The following is an 18,329-nucleotide window of genomic DNA, read 5'->3' as shown; positions in this document are numbered from 1 at the left end:
TCGGCACCCCCCTGGGCACGATCACACCCCCGGGGGCGGGCGGCGAGGTCAGGGGGTGACGGTGGCGGCTCGGGCGGCGTTGGCTATGCCGTGGCCGAAGAAGCCGTTCCTCTCCTTGGTCCCGTCACACGTCTGCGTGGCCGTGCCGTACTTGAAGGCCCGCGGCGTCGGGCAGGACGTCGGGGTCGCCGACGCGTACAGGAGCTTCTCCACCTGGTTCGGGTCCATGGCCAACCCGCCCTTGCCGGGCACGCCGAACCTGCTGATGATGAGCGCCGCGATGCCCGTCACGTGCGGGGCGGCCATCGAGGTCCCCTCGAGGTACTGGTAGTAGGAGCACGAGCCCCCCTGGCAGTCGCGCACGACGGAGGCGTCGGCGGGATTGCCGGCGGCGTCGATCTGGTGCCCGGCCCGCAGCATGGCCTCCGGGGCCGCGGCGAGGATCTCCCTGCGCTCCCCGATCACGGAGGTCCCGCTGTCGAAGACGTCGCCGCCGGGCGCCGCGATGTCGGTCTGCTCGATCCCGTAGTCGGAGTAGGCCGCCTTCAGGCCGCTCGGGCCCACCGACGAGACCGCGATGACTCCGGGAAGCTCGGTCGGCACGTTGAGGCAGGTGTTGTCGACCGTGCGCTCCTTCTCGGCGCCGAGCGGATAGTCGGGGCTGGCCGCGTCCTTGCTCGGCTTGCCGAGGTCGGAGCCGCTGTTGCCGATGGCGGTGATCATGGTGACGCCGCGCTGGTGCGCGTAGGCGGCGGCCCTGCGCATGCCGGCGAGGATGCCCCGCTGGGCCAGCTGGTCGGCCCGCGAGTCCTGGGGGTTGGCCGTGCAGTTGAACGTCCACGGATCGACGTAGAAGCTCATGTTGACCACGTCGACGCCCACGTCCGCCGCGTAGGCCAGGGCGTCCATGGTCGGCTTGAGGAAGAAGTATCCGGAGTCGGTGCCGGCGCGCAGGTTGACCAGCGAAACGTCGGGCGCGACCCCGGCGATGCCGATTCCGTTGATCGGCGAGCCGATGGTGCTGGCCACGTGTGTGCCGTGCCCGTCGTCGTCGACGTCGGCGGGGTCCTTGCAGCCCGCCACCTCGCAGGCGCCGTCGAACTTCTTGCCGTTGACGTCGTTCGGCTGGTCGGTGACGAAGTTGCGGCTCAGCTGCCGGTTGAAGTTGGGCGCGATGTCGGGGTGGCGGCCGTCGATCCCCGTGTCGATGACGCCCACCAGCACCTGATGGCTGGCCCGCGCCGTGGCGTACGACCCGGTGGGGGTGGCGCCGATCATTCTCATGTCCCATTGGCGGTCGGACAGCGGTTCGCCGGCCACAGCGTTCGCTCCACCAGACATCCTCGGCGGGGGTCCGGCCAGGGGCGCGTTGGCGACGGAGCCGATGGGGAGGTCGGGCGTGACGCCGACGACGGAGGAGATCTCCCCCAGCGGTTCGGGAGCCGCCGCGCGCACGACGAGGTAGCCGAGCCTGTCGTCCCGCGACCGGACCACGCCCCCCGCGGCGGTGACCGCGCGTGCTGTCGTGTCACGAGCGCCGTCGGCGTAGAAGACCAGGTAGTCGCGGCCCGTGGCCGACGGGGTCGACTTGACCTCCGGCATCGAGACACCGGCCGTGGCCGCGCTCGCGACACCCACCAGCGCGATCGAAACGAGTGCCCTCGCGACACGCCCCCGTGATTTCAACGATCCTCCCCCTCCGGGTTCCCCTCGGCAGGCGGCGACACTACGCCGTTCAGCGCGCGATTCCACCACCCTGCAGGGATTACTTCCCGTTTTGTACGGCCATCGCCCTCGTCACCGTGACCTGGCACAGGCTCCGGGACCCTACCCCTCTTCGTCGAAAGGTCCGGCCGTGATCATGCAAAGACTCACCCTGACCATCGGAGACACGGCGAGCCGGCGGGGTTCCCCGTACGTGATCGCCCCCACGATCACGCACGGGGTCGCCCTGGCGTCAGACGAGCGGACGGGCCGTCGGCGCGATGGCGACCGGAAGGGCCGTCCGCCCGCTGAGGTACCGGTCCACCGCCGCGGCCGCGGAACGGCCCTCGGCGATCGCCCACACGATCAGTGACTGTCCGCGGCCCATGTCGCCCGCGGCGAACACCCCGTCCACTGCCGTCTCGTACGACTTGCCCCGGGCGACGTTGCCCCGGGCGTCGAAGAACGAGTCCGGATCCCCGGCGAGCTCCGCCAGCCCGGTGAGCAGCGCGCCCTTCTCCGGCCCGACGAATCCCATGGCGAGGGTGACCAGGCCTGCGGGGATCTCCCGCTCGGTGCCCGGGATCGGCCTGAACCCGGCGCCCGGTCCCTCGACGTCGACGACGCGCAGCGCCCTGAGGTTGCCCTCGGCGTCGCCGAGGAACTCCTGCGTGGACACCGCGTAGACCCGGTCCCCCGCCCCTGCCTCGAGTTCCTCGTGTGCGCTCTCCATCTTGAACAACATCGGGTAGGTCGGCCACGGCTGCGTGCCCGGCCGGTCCTCCGGCGGCCTCGGCATGATCTCCAGCTGGGTGACCGACGCGGCCCCCTGCCGGATCGCCGTTCCGATGCAGTCGGCTCCGGTGTCGCCGCCGCCGATCACGACGACGTGCTTGCCCTCCGCCGAGTGCGGAGACTCCGCGATGTCGCCCTGCTGCACCCGGTTGGCCTGCGGGAGGTACTCCATGGCCTGGAGGACGCCGCCCAGCTCACGGCCGGGCATCGGCAGGTCGCGCCACGCGGTGGCGCCGCCCGCCAGCACAATGGCGTCGAACTCCGCCCGCAACTCGGCCACGGTGACGTCCACGCCGACGTCGACCGACGTGCGGAACCGGGTGCCCTCCGCCTCCATCTGCTCGATGCGGCGGTCGATGTGCCGCTTCTCCATCTTGAACTCGGGAATGCCGTAGCGGAGCAGGCCGCCGATCCGGTCGGCCCGCTCGAAGACGGTCACGTCGTGCCCCGCGCGGGTGAGCTGCTGCGCCGCGGCCAACCCGGCCGGGCCAGAGCCGACGACCGCGACCCGCCGTCCCGTCCGCTCCAGCGGAGGCTGGGGAGTGACCCAGCCCTCGGCGAAGGCCCGGTCGATGATCTCCACCTCGACCCGCTTGATCGCGACGGGGTCGGAGTTGATGCCGAGGACGCACGCCGACTCACACGGAGCCGGGCACAGCCTGCCGGTGAACTCGGGGAAGTTGTTGGTGGCGTGGAGCCGCTCGATCGCCTCACGCCAGTCGTCGCGGAAGACGAGGTCGTTCCACTCGGGGATCAGGTTCCCCAGCGGGCAGCCGTTGTGGCAGAACGGGATGCCGCAGTCCATGCAGCGCGCCGCCTGCTTGGCGAGCGCCGGACGGGAGAAGTCCTCGTAGACCTCACGCCAGTCGCGGATGCGCACGTCGACGGGACGGCGCGCCGGCAGCTCGCGCCCGTGCCTCAAGAAACCCTTCGGGTCGGCCATCTGGTGTGCCCCTTATCCGTGCGCGGCGGCCATGACGGCCTCGTCGATGTCCCGGCCTTCGGCCTCGGCGGCGGCCCGCGCCCGCAGGACCCGCTTGTAGTCCGTCGGCATGACCTTGCCGAACCTGCCGAGAGCGGCGTCCCAGTCGGCCAGCAGGGCCTTGGCGACCGTGGATCCGGTCTCGGCGAAATGCCTTTCGACGATCTCTCTCAGGAACTCGGCGTCGGCGTCCTCCAGCGATTCGACCTCGACCATCTCCCGGTTGACGCGCTCCGGCCTGAGGTCGAGCACGTAGGCGACGCCTCCCGACATCCCGGCCGCGAAGTTGCGCCCGGTGGTGCCGAGGACGACCGCCTTGCCGCCGGTCATGTACTCGCAGCCGTGGTCGCCGACTCCCTCGACGACCGCGGTGGCGCCCGAGTTCCGCACGCAGAACCGCTCGCCGACGACGCCCCGGACGAACACCTCACCGGACGTCGCGCCGTACAGGCCCACGTTGCCGGAGATGACCTGCGTCTCGGCCGCGAACGGCGCGTCCGGGTGCGGACGGACGACGATGCGCCCGCCCGACAGTCCCTTGCCGAGGTAGTCGTTGGCGTCGCCGATCAGCCGCAGCGTGACCCCGCGCGGCACGAACGCGCCGAACGAGTTGCCGGCCGAGCCGGTGAACGACACGTCGATGGTGTCGTCCGGCAGGCCCGCGCCGCCGTACCGCCTGGTCACCTCGTGGCCGAGCATGGTCCCGACCGTACGGTTGACGTTGCGGATGGGCAGGTCGAGCGTCACCCGGTCGCCCAGCTCCAGCGCGCCCTCGGCGAGCTGGATGAGGGTGTTGTCCAGGGCCTTGTCGAGCCCGTGGTCCTGCGCGACGACCCGGTGCAGCGGGGTGCCCGCGGGCAGCTCCGGCTGGTAGAGGATCGGCGACAGGTCGAGCCCCGCGGCCTTCCAGTGCTCGACCGCCTGCGCGGTGTCGAGCATCTCGGCGTGGCCCACGGCCTCCTCGATCGAGCGGAAGCCCAGCTCCGCGAGGTACTCGCGGACCTCCTGCGCGATGAACTCGAAGAAGTTGACCACGAACTCGGGCTTGCCGGTGAAGCGCTTGCGCAGCTCGGGGTTCTGCGTGGCGACGCCCACCGGGCAGGTGTCCAGGTGGCAGACGCGCATCATGACGCAGCCGGAGACGACCAGCGGCGCCGTGGCGAAGCCGAACTCCTCCGCCCCGAGCAGGGCGGCGATGACGACGTCCCTGCCGGTCTTGAGCTGGCCGTCGGCCTGGACGACGATGCGGTCGCGCAGGCCGTTGAGCAGCAGCGTCTGCTGGGTCTCGGCCAGGCCGAGCTCCCAGGGCGCGCCGGCATGCTTGAGCGAGGTCAGCGGCGAGGCGCCGGTGCCGCCGTCGTGGCCGGAGATCAGCACGACGTCGGCGTGGGCCTTGCTGACACCGGCGGCCACGGTCCCGACCCCGACCTCGGCGACCAGCTTCACGTGGACGCGGGCCCGCGGGTTGGAGTTCTTGAGGTCGTGGATGAGCTGGGCCAGGTCCTCGATCGAGTAGATGTCGTGGTGCGGCGGCGGCGAGATGAGGCCGACGCCGGGCGTCGAGTGCCGGGTCCTGGCGATCCACGGGTAGACCTTGTGGCCGGGCAGCTGGCCGCCCTCACCGGGCTTGGCGCCCTGGGCCATCTTGATCTGCAGGTCGTCGGCGTTGACCAGGTATTCGCTGGTCACACCGAAGCGCCCGGAGGCCACCTGCTTGATCGCCGACCGGCGCACGGGGTCGTGCAGCCGCTCGGGGTCCTCGCCGCCCTCACCGGTGTTCGACTTGGCGCCGAGCCGGTTCATCGCGATGGCCAGGGTCTCGTGCGCCTCCATCGAGATGGAGCCGTAGGACATGGCGCCGGTCGAGAACCGCTTGACGATCGACTCGACCGGCTCGACCTCCTCGATCGGCACGGGCGTGCCCGGGCGCAGCTTGAACAGCCCCCGCAGGGTCATGAGCTGCTCGGCCTGCCCGTCGACGAGCGAGGTGTACTCCTTGAAGAGCTCGTAGCGCCGGGTCCGGGTGGAGTGCTGCAGCTTGAAGACCGTCGTCGGGTTGAACAGGTGCGGCTCGCCCTCGCGCCGCCACTGGTACTCGCCGCCGACCTCCAGGCGCCGGTGCGCGTTCTCCGCGCGCGGGTAGGCCCGGGCGTGCCGCTCCAGCGCCTCACTGGCGAGCACGTCGAAGCCGACGCCGCCGAGCCGGGAGGTGGTCCCGGTGAAGCACTGGTCGATGACCTCGGCCCCCAGGCCGAGCGCCTCGAAGATCTGGGCGCCGGTGTAGGAGGCGACCGTGGACACGCCCATCTTGGACATGACCTTCAGCACGCCCTTGCCGTACGCCTTGATCAGGTTGCGGACGGCCTTGCGCGGCTCGAGGTCGAGCACGCCGGTGGCGATCAGGTCCTCGGCCGTCTCCAGCGCGAGGTACGGGTTGATCGCGCTGGCGCCGTACCCGATGAGCAGGGCCATGTGGTGGCACTCGCGGGCTTCGCCGGTCTCGAGCACGAGGGCGGCCCGGGTGCGGGTCTTCTCCCGGATGAGGTGGTGGTGAACCGCGCCGGTGAGCAGCAGCGACGGGATCGGCGCCTTCTCGCGGGAGGAGCCGCGGTCGGACAGCACGATGACCCGGGCGCCGTCGCGGATCGCCGCGGAGACCTCCTGGCGGATCTCCTCCAGCCTCCGCGTCAGGGCCTCGCCGCCGCCGGCCACGTCGAACAGGCCGGAGACGACGTGCGGCTGGAAGCCGGGCAGCCCGCCCTCGTCGTTGATATGGACGATCTTGGCAAGCTCGTCGTTGTCGATCACCGGGTAGGGCAGCACGAGACGCCGGCACGAGGCGGGTCCGGGGTCGAGCAGGTTGCCCTCAGGGCCGATCGTCGACTGCAGCGAGGTGACGAGCTCCTCGCGGATGGCGTCCAGCGGCGGGTTGGTGACCTGGGCGAACAGCTGGCTGAAGTAGTCGAACAGCAGCCGCGGCCGGTCGCTCAGCACGGCCACCGGCGTGTCGGTGCCCATGGAGCCGATCGGCTCGGCGGCCATCCTGGCCATCGGCGCCAGGATGATCCGCAGCTCCTCCTCGGTGTACCCGAAGGTCTGCTGCCGCCGCACCAGCGCCTCGTGCGTGGGGTGCTCGTGCTCGCGCTCGGGCAGCTCCTCGAACCGCACCAGGCCCGCGTGGAGCCACTCCTCGTACGGCTCCGCCGCCGCGAGCTCGGCCTTGATCTCGTCATCCTCGATGATCTTGCCGCGGGCGGTGTCGATCAGGAACATCCGGCCCGGCTGGAGGCGGCCCTTGCGGACGACCCGCTCCGGGGCGATGTCCGCGAGCACTCCCGCCTCGGACGCGAGGACGACCAGGCCGTCGTCGGTGACCCAGAAGCGCCCGGGGCGAAGGCCGTTGCGGTCGAGCACCGCCCCGACGAGCGTGCCGTCGGAGAAGGTGATCGACGCGGGGCCGTCCCACGCCTCCATCAGCGTCGAGTGGAACTCGTAGAACGCCCGCCGCGCCGGGTCCATCTCGGTGTGGTTCTCCCACGCCTCGGGGATCATCATCAGCACGGCGTGGGGCAGCGACCGGCCACCCAGGTGGAGCAGCTCCAGCGTCTCGTCGAAGGAGGCGGTGTCGGAGCCGTCCGGGTCGCAGATCGGGAACAGGCGCTCCAGGTCTCCGGGGATCAGACCGGTGGCCAGCATGGCCTCGCGGGCCCGCATCCAGTTCCGGTTGCCCTTGACGGTGTTGATCTCACCGTTGTGCGCGATGAACCGGTACGGGTGGGCCAGCGGCCACGAGGGGAACGTGTTGGTGGAGAAACGCGAGTGGACCAGCGCGATGGCCGAGACGTAACGCTCGTCCGCCAGGTCGGGGAAGAACGGCTCGACCTGCAGGGAGGTCAGCATCCCCTTGTAGACGATCGTCCGGCTGGACAGCGAGGCGAAGTAGACGTCCGCCTCGTGCTCGGCGCGCTTGCGGAAGGCGAAGACGAGCCGGTCGAGGTCGACGCCGGTCTCGCCGCCGGGCGAGCCGACGAAGAGTTGCTTGAAGTACGGCATGACCGCGCGGGCGCTGGCCCCCGGGAGCGCCCGGTCGACGGGCAGGTCTCGCCAGCCGAGGACGGTGACGCCCTCTTCGGCGGCGATCTCCTCGATGAGGCCGATCGTGATGTTCCTGGCCTCCTCGTCGAGGGGCAGGAAGGCGGTGCCCACGGCGTACGCGCCCTCCGGCGGCAGCGGGAAGCCCGCGACCTCACGGAAGAACGCGTCGGGGATCTGCGTGAGGATGCCCGCCCCGTCACCGGTGTCGGGCTCGCTGCCGCTCGCGCCTCGGTGATCGAGGTTTCGGAGCGCCGTCAGCGCCTTGGAGACGATGTCATAGCTGCGCCTGCCGGCGACGTCGGCCACCATGGCCACGCCGCAGGCGTCGTGCTCGTTCGAGGGGTCGTACAGGCCCTGGGGCTCCGGAAAGCCTCTGGGTGAGCCAAGGCGGGCAGCAGGCATCTAGTCACTCCCGTCGTCATCTGTTCGAACCAGAGGGACGACGTTGGCCCTGCTGCGGTTATGGTACGTAGAGATTACCGCACCCTGCCGGAATAGTCCCCGGGGGTCCTCTTCGCGAATCTTCATTGGTCGACGCGATGGATACAGTTGCCGCATGACGGCTCATGAGGCGATCGATCAACTCCTGACCTCGGCAGGCGTGGACAGTCGCCGTCTGCGCAGAGCCCTCACCCTTCTCAGCGGCGGAGACTGGTGGACCCTGGCCGATCTCGTCCGGGAGACCGCCACGTCACGGCGTTCCATCGAGTCACTGCTGCGTGAGCTCCCCGTTGAGCGCAGCGGCGACCGCTTCCGGCTGCCGGTCGATCGGGCCTCACGCTATAACGGCGCCCTCGGCTCCGATATTTCGGATCTAGCCGATCCGGTCGCCGCCCTGGCCGGCGCGCACGCCGAGACCCACGAGCGGCTGGCGGAGCTGATCGCCAAGGCTCCCCGGGGCAGGCACACCCTCGATCATGTCTCGGCCACCGCCGACACGGTCCTGCGCCGGGCCCTGCTGCTCGGGACCCGGTTCTGGCTGCCGGGAGCCAGGCTGCTCTGCGTGGGCGACCACGACCTGACCTCCCTCGCCGTACGGATGCTCCATCCGGAGGTGGAGGTGACGGTCGTCGACATCGACGAGCGGATCCTCGGCTACATCGACGCCCAGGGGCTCGGCGTCAGGACCCGCTGGGCCGACCTGCGCCTGGGCCTCGCCCCGTCCGCGCGCGGGCAGGCCGACCTGGCGATCACCGATCCGCCCTACACGCCCGAGGGGATCGGCCTGTTCGTGGCCCGCGCGGCCGAGGGGCTGCGGGATCGCGACCACGGCCGCATCCTGCTGGCCTACGGCGCGTCCGAGCGCACCCCCATGCTCGCCCTGAAGGTCCAGAACACCCTGTCCGACCTCAATCTCCTCAATGAGGCGATATTTCCGGACTTCAACAGATACGACGGGGCGGAGGCCATCGGCAGCGCCGCCGATCTCTACATCCTGCGGCCGACGACCAAGACGTGGCCCGCGGTCGCGGCCCGCGTGGACAGGCTCGCGACCGCGATCTACACCCAGGGCCCCCAGTCCGTCGAGGCCGCCTCTCCGGAGGGAGCACCGGCCGGCGAGGACGCCGTGGCGGAGTTCGCCCCCGCGCTGCTCGCCGGGGAGTGGCCGCGCGACCTGCTGCCGAAGGTGCCCCGGACGCGGCTGTCCACCCTGCTCGCCAAGCCGTACGCCGCCACACCCGAACGCGTGGCGGTGGCCGTGCCGGCCGGGCTGGAGACGGCCCTCCCCCGGCTGCTGCTCGCGACCCGGGCCGGGCACGTGCGCGTCCTGCTCGCGGCCCGGCCGGATGACCTGTCAGCGCTGACCGAGGCGGTCCGGCCCGTTTACGACGTCACGTGCCGGCCTGCCGACGCTGGGGCCGTCCTCGACGCCGTACGGCTGCCGCCCCCGGACGGGGCCGCGGCGCGGATCGTCCGGCGGGTCCTCAACAGCGCACACGGCAAGGTGGCCAACACCTGGCGTGAGGCCCTGACCGAGACGGCCGGGCTGACCAGGAAGGAGGCCAGGGCGGCGGTCGAGGAGGCCGCGCCGTGGGCGCGCGACCTCACCGCCCTGGAACTGCCCCTTCACCGCCTCGCCGGGCTCGCCGCCGCGGTGTCGAGGACGCTCCCCTAGGGAGGGTCTGACGCGCACTCCCCGTCGCGAGCGCGGATCCAGACGGACGCGTCACGGGCGGAGGAGGAGGCCGGAGCGGAAGCCTCCGGCCGACGGCGGCGACGCGGCGAGGCGCCCTGCTGGCCGCGCACAGGAGGGCCTGATGCGTCCGACACGACCTGGGCCCCCGCCGACCTCTCAGGCGGCCGGTGGAGGGGCTTCTGAGGCCCCGCCCTCGGACCCGGGCTCGCTGGGCGGCGGCTCCGACGGCTGGGCCGTGTCGTCCGTCTCGTCCCCTCCGGCGGGCGCGGCGGGCAGCCCGGCGACCGCGACCACGCGGCGGTAGAGCGCCTTCTCCGACTCCCGGACGGCCAGCCCGAGCGTGACGAAGTCGTCCTTGCCTCCCGGCTCCGCTCCGTCCGCGCGGCCGATCCAGGCGAGACCGACGAAGTGCCCCATCGCCTGGCCGCTGGCCTCCGTGTATCCCTGGAATCCCGCCTTCTCCGACTCCAGCGGCAACACCCAGCCGTCGTGGTGGAGGGCCTTGAGGTCGTCGACGAGCGCGTTGGCGGCTTTCACGTCGGCGAGGTTGAACATCGTGTACTGGGCGACGTACGAGCCGTCGGCGGTCGCGTAGAGCCCGCGGACGGCCTGCTCGCAGCCCGCGTCCGCCAGTGCTCCCGCCAGGCCGCCCCACACGGTGTCGCCGCAGTTGCCGTCCAACTGGCTGCCGACCTTCTTCAGGGCGATCCGGCCCGACGTGAGCGTCTTGGCGCCGAAGACCTCCTTGGCCGTGAGCGGCGCCGCGTCGGCCTTCCTGTCGGCGATCGGCTCGAACTGCTTGGGGGACGGCCATGCCTGGTAGAGGTCGGGCCGGGCCTTCCCGAAGGGATCGGACCCCTGCTCGTCCGGCGCGGGCGCGCCCCCGGTGATCGAGTTGGCCAGCAGGACCAGGCCCAGCGTGGTCGCGAGGGCGGCGGCGATCGACCCGGACCAGACCAGGATCCGCCGCTGACGGTCGGTCATCCCCGACTCGGCCGGCGGCGCCGAGTCGGCCCACTTGTCCCTGTCTCTGTCTCTGTCCCGGGACCCGGACGTCCGGCGCCTTCTCTTGGTCGTGGGCCTGGTCATGGACCGCCGGCTCCGATGAGCGTGCCGAGCCCCCACGTCAGGCTCGCCGCGAGCCCGCCGACGAGCAGCTGGCGCAGGCCGCTGAACCACCAGCTCCGCGCGGTCACCCTCGAGACCAGCGCGCCCGCGCCGAACAGGGCGGCCATCGAGGCGGCCGCCGGAATCCACAGGACCGACAGCCCCACGAGGTACGGCACGAGCGGGATGAGTGCCCCCACGCCGAACGAGACGAACGACGAGACCGCCGCGAGGACCGGCGAGGGCAGGTCTCCCGGGTCGACGCCGATCTCCGCCCGCGCGTGGACCGCGAGCGCCTGCTCCGGATTGCGGGAGATCTGCCTGGCGACCTCCCTAGCGGTCTCCGGCTCCACGCCACGCTGCACGTACAGCTGCGCCAGCTCGTCCTCCTCCGACTGAGGATGCCGCTCCAGCTCGCGGCGCTCGATGTCGATCTCGGCCTGGGCCAGTTCCCGCTGGCTCGCGACCGACACGTACTCACCGCCCGCCATGGAGAACGCGCCGGCCGCGAGGCCGGCGACGCCCGCCAAGGAGATGATCTTCGTGTCGGCGGTCCCTCCCGCGACACCGGCGATCAGGGCGAAGTTGGAGACCAATCCGTCCATCGCGCCGAACACGGTCGGCCTGAGCCACCCACCGGTGACGTCCCGATGCTGGTGATGGATCTCGGCCCGCGCCCCGGAGCCGCCTTCGGTCATCTCTGGCCGGCCTCCTGGTCAGGTACGGCCTGCGCCTCGCCTGCCCGTGCCTCGTCCTCGCCGTCCTGACCGCCCTCGCGGTCCTGACCGTCCTGACCGTCCTTGCCGTCCTCGTCCGCCGGGCCGGAGCCGGGAACCGCCGCGGGGGGCGCGGTGTCGGACTCGTCCGCCTGATCCCGCAGGTGCGCCGGGTCGACCCCGTCCTCCTCGGCCGCGGCGGCGTCAGCGTCGGCACCGGCACCAGTGTCGGCATCGCCGTCCGCCGGGGAGCCGGTCTCCGCCTCGCCCGCCGTCTCTGCGACCGCTTCGCTCGTGAAGGCGGCCTTCGCCTGCCCGGCCGCTAATTCGGACCCGTCTCCCCGCTCCGCGGCGGAGCCGTCCTCGTCGGCGGCGTCGGAGGCATCCGTGCTCCCGGCCGCCGCGGGCTGGTCGCCGTCCACGGGCTCACCGGGAGCGACGACGGTCTCCTCGCTCGTTCTGTTCCTGGCGTACCAGAAGTACGCCACGGCCAGGAGGAAGATGACCACCGACGTCCACTGGTTGAGCCTGAGCCCGAGGATGTGGTGCGCGGGGTCGACCCGCAGGCCCTCGATCCAGAACCGGCCCAGGGTGTATCCCGCCACGTACAGCGCGAGCAGCCTGCCGTGCCGCAGGGTGAAGCGCCTGGCCAGCAGGATCAGCACGCCGGCGAGGGCGAGGTCCCACAACGACTCGTAGAGGAACGTCGGGTGGTAGGTCTCCACGCCGGTGATCGCGCCCGGCCTGCCCGGGTCGATCTCCAGACCCCACGGCAGGGTGGTCGGGCTGCCGAACAGCTCCTGGTTGAAGTAGTTGCCCCACCGGCCGATGGCCTGGGCGACCGCGACCGCGGGAGCCAGCGTGTCGGCCACCGCGGTGAAGGAGATCCCGCGCCGGCGGCAGCCGATCCAGACGCCGAGGGCGCCGAGCGCGATCGCGCCCCAGATGCCGAGCCCGCCCTTCCAGATGAAGAGCGTGTCTATCGGCCGGTTGGGCGCGCCGGACCCGAAGTACAGCTGCCAGTCGGTGATGACGTGATAGAGACGCCCGCCGACCAGGCCGAACGGCACGGCCCACACGGCGAGATCGGTGATGGTCCCAGCCGCGCCGCCGCGGGCGCGCCAGCGGCGCTCGCCGATCCAGACGGCGACGATGACGCCGAGCACGATGCACAACGCGTAGGCCCGGATCGGGATCGGGCCGAGATCCCAGACGCCCTGTGACGGGCTGGGAATCGAGGCGAGGGGTGGCATGTCACGTGACGTTACCGTAAGTCCGCCCGCCCTCGGTGCACACCCGGGAGTACAGGCACCGAAGCTCACTTGGCCGCATCGAGAACGGCCTCCCGCAGAGCGCTCGGCACGAACGCGGTGGTGCCCAGGCTCTGGCCGTCCAGCATGACGGTCGGCGTCCCTGCGAGCTTCTGCGTGGCGATCACCTGGGTCGAGTACTGCTGATGCGCGGGGACGTTCTTCTGGCCCCGCACGCAGCTCTCGAAGTCCGGGGCCGTGACACCGGCGTCACGGCCCCACCGGACCAGGTCGTCGATGGCGAACCCGGCCGTGGTCTCGCCCGGCTGCTCCTGATACAGCCTGTCGTGGAAGGCCAGCCATTGGGCGCCGTCGGTCACGCAGCGGGCCGCCGAGGAGGCCCGCAGCGAGTTCGACATCGTGGGCTCCTGCTTGAAGATCGTGAGCAGGTGGTAGACGACCTTGGCCTTGCCCTCGGCGGCCAGGTTCTTCAGCGTCGACCCGCTGGTCAGCTCCAGCTGTTTGCAGGCCGGGCACTGGTAGTCCTCGTAGACGTCGACCACGGGCGAGGTGACGCCCGGCCGCGCCATGACGACCGAACCGTCGGGCTGCATCGCGATCGGCGCGAGCGGGCCCGTGACCTGCTCCGACGCGCTCTGCCGCACCGACCACCAGGTGACCGCGCCGGCGATCAGGACGATCACGCCGATCGTGGTCAGCATGGTCGTCCGCTTGCGCTGCTCCTGCCTGCGGACCGCCTCACGCTGCGCCGCGACCCGCGCTTTGGCCGAGGCCTCCCTTGCCCTCTTGCTCACGCAAGCCCCCCCGTGGCTGCTCCGCCGGCCATCACGCACCGGCCTCGAAGAGATCGCGGCGGGCCCGCGACCTCGTCAATCCATGTCGCTGCCGTCGTCGTCGTCGTCGTCCGCCGTGCCGGGGTCGCGTGACCCGGACAGACCGAGCGCCGAGTCCATCGCGAACCGGCCGGGGGGCCTGTAGATGATCCATGCGGCGCAGATGAGATAGCCGGCGTCGCGCAGAAGCTCCCAGATGTATCCGGGGTCCTGGTCCGCGCCCACCGTGCCGCCGCCGCCGAAGCAGCCGCAGTCTATCCGCAGGCCACGCGCCCAGGCCGAAGAAATGCCGATGATGAAGGCCACCATCAGCACACCGCCCACGATGGCCGAGGGCCTGGTGAGCAGGCCGAGAACAAGCAGGATCCCGACGATGATCTCCGCGATCGGCAGCCCGTGCCCCACCACCGTGGCCATGGCGTCCGGCAACAGCTGGTACGCCTTGACCGCCTGGACGGACACCGCGGGCGCGCCGATCTTGATCGCGCCCGCCACGAAGAGCGAGATTCCGAGCACGAGCCTCGCGAGGGTCGTCACCCAGGACAGTGCCTTGACCACGGACTGTAACGGATGCGACACCGGCCTGCCGGATGCCAACTGAACCATCGTCTCCTCGTCCCGCTCGGCAACCCCGGGTGAACAATATCGGGACCAGCACAACATGTGACGGATAAGAGCACGGTAAGCAGGGGTTTTACCGGCCTTACCCGTCACAGGGGCCGGACATGACCCCTTATGCACCTCAGTGCCGGACACCCCGTGCGAGCTCGTCGGCGAGCTCGCGGACCGCGGCGAGCCCCGACTTCTCGTCCGGCGCGTCGAGGAGGCGCCGGATGAAGGCCGAGCCGACGATGACACCGTCCGCGTAGGCCGCCACCTCCGCCGCCTGGCGGCCGTTGCCGACGCCGAGGCCCACGCAGACCGGGAGCGAGGTGTGGGACCTGGTCCGCTTCACCAGCCCCTCGGCGGCCGAGCCCACGGACTCCCGCGCACCGGTCACGCCCATCAGCGAGGCCGCGTAGACGAATCCCGTGCAGCAGGAGACGACCCGGCTGATCCGCTCGTCCGGCGAGCTGGGCGCGACGAGGAAGACGGTGTCGATCCCCGCCTCCTTGCTCGCCGCGAGCCACGGCTCGGACTCCTCGGGGGTGAGGTCGGGGGTGATGGTCCCCGTCCCGCCCGCCGAGGCCAGGTCGCGCGCGAAGCGCTCGGCCCCGTAGCGGTCGACGGGGTTCCAGTACGTCATGACGAGCGTGGCCGCGCCGGACTTGGCCACCCCTTCGACGGTGCGCATCACGTCGCCGATGCGGGTGCCGTTCATCAGGGACCGGTGGACCGCGTCCTGGATGGTGGGCCCGTCCATGAGCGGGTCGGAGTACGGCAGGCCGATCTCGATCACGTCACAGCCGGCCTCGACCATGGCCGTCGCGGCGGCCACGGCCCCGTCCTTGCTGGGAAAGCCGGCGGGCAGGTATCCGACGAGCGCGGACCTGTTCTCGGCTCGGGCCTTCTCGAAGACCGTCTGGAGTGTCGTCATCGGTTGCCTTTTACGAAATGTCAGAGGTTGAAGTACTTCATCGCGGTGCCCATGTCCTTGTCGCCCCGGCCGGACAGGTTCACCAGGATGACGGCGTCCGGTCCGAGCTCACGGCCGAGCTTGAGCGTTCCCGCCAGGGCGTGCGAGGACTCGATCGCCGGGATGATGCCCTCGGTCCGGGCGAGGAGGGAGAAGGCCTCCATCGCCTCGGCGTCGGTGACGCCGTGGTAGACGGCGCGGCCGGAGTCCTTGAGCCAGGCGTGCTCGGGACCGACGCCCGGGTAGTCGAGGCCCGCCGAGATCGAGTGCGACTCGATCGTCTGGCCCTCCTCGTCCTGCAGGACGTAGGTGCGGGAGCCGTGCAGCACGCCGATGCTTCCCATGGTCAGCGTCAGCGCGTGCTCGCCGGTTTCGGCGCCGCGCCCGCCGGCCTCGTAGCCGTGCAGCTGGACGCTCTCGTCGTCGAGGAAGGCGTGGAAGATGCCGATCGCGTTCGACCCGCCGCCCACGGCCGCCGCGACCGCGTCGGGTAGCCTGCCGGTGAGCTCGAGGACCTGACGGCGGGCCTCGACCCCGATGATGCGGGCGAAGTCGCGGACGATCTCGGGGAACGGGTGCGGCCCCGCGACCGTGCCGAACAGGTAGTGGGTGTGGTCGACGTTGGTGACCCAGTCGCGGAAGGCCTCGTTGATGGCGTCCTTGAGGGTCTGGCTGCCGTTGGTGACCGGAACCACGGTGGCGCCGAGCAGCTTCATCCGCGCCACGTTCAGCGCCTGGCGCTCACAGTCGACCGCGCCCATGTAGATGACGCACTCGAGCCCCAGCAGCGCGGCCGCGGTGGCGGTGGCGACGCCGTGCTGGCCCGCGCCCGTCTCCGCGATCACGCGGGTCTTGCCGAGCCGCTTGGTGAGCAGCGCCTGGCCCAGCACATTGTTGATCTTGTGGGCGCCGGTGTGCGTGAGGTCCTCGCGCTTGAGCAGGATCCGCGCGCCGCCGGCCTGCTCCGCGAAGCGGGGCACCTCGGTGAGCGTCGTCGGCCTGCCCGCGTAGGTCCGCAGCAGGTGGTCGAACTCACGGATGAAGCCGAGGTCGGTCTTGGCCTTCTCGTACTCCGCGGCCACCTCGTCGAGCGCGGGGATCAGCGCCTCGGGCACGTAGCGCCCGCCGAAGACGCCGAACTTGCCGCGGAGGTCGGGATCGTCGCCCCTGACACCGCCGCCGACCAGGTCGGCGGGGGTGATCAGGACCCCTTCCGCCCCCGTCAGGTGCTCTCCTCGATGAACGCTGTCCGTCACGACTACCTCTCGGATCCCGTGTCCAGTCGCGAGGCCGGATGCGCTCCGGCCGTCACCAGGTCATTGACGGCGGCCCGGGGGTCGCGCCCCGTCACGAGGCTCTCCCCGACCAGCACCGCGTCGGCGCCCGCCCGGGCGTAGGCGAGCAGGTCGTGCGGGCCGCGCACGCCCGACTCGGCGATCTTGATGACGCCGTCGGGCACCTTGGGCGCCAGCCGGGCGAAGACCTCGCGGTCGACCTCGAGGGTCTTGAGGTCCCGCGCGTTCACCCCGATGATCTTGGCTCCCGCCTCGGCCGCCCGGTCGAGCTCTTCCTCGGTGTGCACCTCGACCAGCGGCGTCAGCCCGATCGACTCCGCCCGCTCGATGAGCGACACCAGGGCGTTCTGCTCGAGGGCGGCGACGATCAGCAGGGCGAGGTCCGCGCCGTAGGCCCGGGCCTCCCACAACTGGTAGGAGGTGACGATGAAGTCCTTGCGCAGGATGGGGATGTCCACCGCCGCGCGGACGGCGGCGAGGTCGTCGAGGGTGCCGCCGAACCTGCGCCGCTCGGTCAGCACGCTGATGACGTGGGCTCCGCCCGCCTCGTAGTCGGCGGCGAGGGCCGCGGGGTCGGCGATGGCGGCCAGCGCGCCCTTGGAGGGGCTCGACCGCTTGACCTCCGCGATCACCGATACCCGGTCGCCTCTGAGCGCGGGGTACGCGTCCCGGGGCCCCGGCGCGCGCGCCGCCCGCTCCTTGAGCTCCTCGATGGGCACGGCCCGCTGCCGCTCCTCGAGGTCTTCTCGCACACCCAGGATGATGTCCTCGAGAACACTCACGCGTCCTCCTCGCCCTCGGCTCGGATCCCGCGCGAAATACCAGTCCGCTCGCTCACGCGTAAGGGTCCCTCCGGTCGGCTGCGCTCCCTGTCTTGCCTTGCGATGCTATCGGCCCGGCTCGCGCCGCTCCGCCACTGGGTCTCGTCAGGGCGCGAGGAATTGACCAAAAGGTGTATTACGGAGCACCCCGAAAAGAATCACGGCGACGAACAGCGCCCAGATGTACGCGGGGTGCGCAAGGCTCGTCCGCACAGGCCGTCCCTGCCATGATCGTAACGCCCATCGCCCCCACCAGAAGACAAGAAAGGGGAGGGTGGCGACGGCGAACGGATTGAATCCGAGAGCGGACACCAGGTCGGCGTGTCCCAGTGCGTGCATCGCCCGGAGGGCGCCGCACCCGGGGCAGTAGAACCCGGTGAGGAACAGGAACGGGCACGTCGGATAGTGACCGGGCTGATTCGGGTCGACGGCGCTCACGTACGCGAACGCCGCACCCGTGAGCGCCGCCACTCCGAGCGGCGGGAGCACGGACCGAAGCCGGTCCACCCCCCGCCGCGCGGGGACGATCTCCGTCATGCCGTCAGTATGACGAGTTGTACGAGGAGGTGCCGATGCTGATCCCGACCACCACGACCAGGATGATGTAGAGCACGGCCACGACGAGGCCCGAGATCATCGCCGCGATCCACCACTTCTTGGCCGACTCCGAGGACGCGACGGCCCCCTGGTAGTCGCCCATGGCCCACTTGGAGTTGACCTGGCTGGCGAAGACGATCGACACGACGCCCAGCGGCAGGCAGCAGAGGATCGTGGTGACGATCGCCATGACCAGATGGTTGTTCGGCGGCGTCGGAGGCGCGCCGTATCCGCCCGGAGGGGGGTACCCGCCGGGAGGGTAGTTCCCGCCGGGGGGGCCGTACCCTCCGCCGGGCGGCGGCGTCCCGTGGCCCCCCGTGTCACCCGGCTGATTTCCGTAGCTCATTTGTGCTCCCCTGAGATCACTCGTTGCGGCCGGAAGCATAGCGACGGCGACGCC

Annotated in this window: 14 protein-coding genes; 1 reads left to right on the top strand and 13 read right to left on the bottom strand. The window is 71.1% G+C overall.

Annotated features, from left to right (window positions below):
* Nucleotides 1–48 precede the first annotated feature (48 nt).
* From Pph01_RS02265 to gltB, 3 genes are all read right to left on the bottom strand, one after another.
* Entirely contained in the window at nt 49–1,638 is a 1,590-nt protein-coding gene (locus Pph01_RS02265) for a S8 family serine peptidase (protein ID WP_239116360.1), read from the bottom strand.
* 319 nt (nt 1,639–1,957) lie between these two features.
* The gene (locus Pph01_RS02260) at nt 1,958–3,442 is read right to left on the bottom strand and encodes a glutamate synthase subunit beta (protein ID WP_204071171.1); all 1,485 of its coding nucleotides are present in this window, start codon (nt 3,440–3,442) and stop codon (nt 1,958–1,960) included.
* Between the two features lie 12 nt (nt 3,443–3,454).
* Complete coding sequence (gene gltB, locus Pph01_RS02255) at nt 3,455–7,978, bottom strand: glutamate synthase large subunit (RefSeq protein WP_204071170.1); 4,524 nt, start codon at nt 7,976–7,978, stop codon at nt 3,455–3,457.
* 154 nt (nt 7,979–8,132) lie between these two features.
* On the opposite strand from gltB, the gene Pph01_RS02250 reads away from it, so the two are divergent.
* On the top strand, nt 8,133–9,692 hold the full coding sequence (locus Pph01_RS02250; RefSeq protein ID WP_204071169.1) for a bis-aminopropyl spermidine synthase family protein: 1,560 nt from the start codon (nt 8,133–8,135) through the stop codon (nt 9,690–9,692).
* A 177-nt stretch (nt 9,693–9,869) separates the two neighbouring features.
* Here the strand turns inward: Pph01_RS02250 and Pph01_RS02245 are convergent, their stop codons facing one another.
* The 10 genes from Pph01_RS02245 to Pph01_RS02200 form a co-directional block, all read right to left on the bottom strand.
* The gene (locus tag Pph01_RS02245; RefSeq protein WP_204071168.1) at nt 9,870–10,802 is read right to left on the bottom strand and encodes a hypothetical protein; all 933 of its coding nucleotides are present in this window, start codon (nt 10,800–10,802) and stop codon (nt 9,870–9,872) included.
* A complete protein-coding gene (locus Pph01_RS02240) occupies nt 10,799–11,518 on the bottom strand; it encodes a VIT1/CCC1 transporter family protein (RefSeq protein ID WP_204071167.1) in 720 nt (239 codons plus the stop codon). The genes Pph01_RS02245 and Pph01_RS02240 overlap by 4 nt, the downstream gene beginning before the upstream one ends.
* Nucleotides 11,515–12,789 (bottom strand): prolipoprotein diacylglyceryl transferase, encoded by a 1,275-nt coding sequence (lgt, locus tag Pph01_RS02235; RefSeq protein ID WP_204071166.1) that lies wholly within the window; start codon nt 12,787–12,789, stop codon nt 11,515–11,517. The genes Pph01_RS02240 and lgt overlap by 4 nt, the downstream gene beginning before the upstream one ends.
* A gap of 65 nt (nt 12,790–12,854) precedes the next feature.
* The gene (locus tag Pph01_RS02230; protein ID WP_204071165.1) at nt 12,855–13,601 is read right to left on the bottom strand and encodes a DsbA family protein; all 747 of its coding nucleotides are present in this window, start codon (nt 13,599–13,601) and stop codon (nt 12,855–12,857) included.
* 75 nt (nt 13,602–13,676) lie between these two features.
* Nucleotides 13,677–14,198: a MauE/DoxX family redox-associated membrane protein gene (locus Pph01_RS02225; protein ID WP_239116359.1), complete on the bottom strand. Its 522-nt coding sequence runs from the start codon at nt 14,196–14,198 to the stop codon at nt 13,677–13,679.
* Nucleotides 14,199–14,382: 184 nt separating this feature from the next.
* Nucleotides 14,383–15,177: a tryptophan synthase subunit alpha gene (gene trpA, locus Pph01_RS02220; protein ID WP_204071164.1), complete on the bottom strand. Its 795-nt coding sequence runs from the start codon at nt 15,175–15,177 to the stop codon at nt 14,383–14,385.
* A gap of 20 nt (nt 15,178–15,197) precedes the next feature.
* Complete coding sequence (gene trpB, locus Pph01_RS02215) at nt 15,198–16,403, bottom strand: tryptophan synthase subunit beta (protein WP_239116384.1); 1,206 nt, start codon at nt 16,401–16,403, stop codon at nt 15,198–15,200.
* 71 nt (nt 16,404–16,474) lie between these two features.
* Nucleotides 16,475–17,293, bottom strand: coding sequence for an indole-3-glycerol phosphate synthase TrpC (trpC, locus tag Pph01_RS02210; protein WP_204071163.1), 819 nt, complete (start codon nt 17,291–17,293; stop codon nt 16,475–16,477).
* Nucleotides 17,294–17,437: 144 nt separating this feature from the next.
* Nucleotides 17,438–17,869, bottom strand: coding sequence for a DUF2752 domain-containing protein (locus tag Pph01_RS02205; protein WP_204071162.1), 432 nt, complete (start codon nt 17,867–17,869; stop codon nt 17,438–17,440).
* A gap of 4 nt (nt 17,870–17,873) precedes the next feature.
* Nucleotides 17,874–18,275 carry a CD225/dispanin family protein gene (locus tag Pph01_RS02200; RefSeq protein ID WP_204071161.1) on the bottom strand — a complete coding sequence of 134 codons (402 nt, stop codon included), beginning with the start codon at nt 18,273–18,275 and terminating at the stop codon, nt 17,874–17,876.
* Nucleotides 18,276–18,329 lie beyond the last annotated feature (54 nt).

The sequence above is a fragment of the Planotetraspora phitsanulokensis genome, from assembly GCF_016863295.1.
GTDB lineage: Bacteria > Actinomycetota > Actinomycetes > Streptosporangiales > Streptosporangiaceae > Planotetraspora > Planotetraspora phitsanulokensis.
The sequence above is the reverse complement of the archived record's forward strand: the minus strand, read 5'-3'. Positions and strand labels throughout refer to the sequence as shown.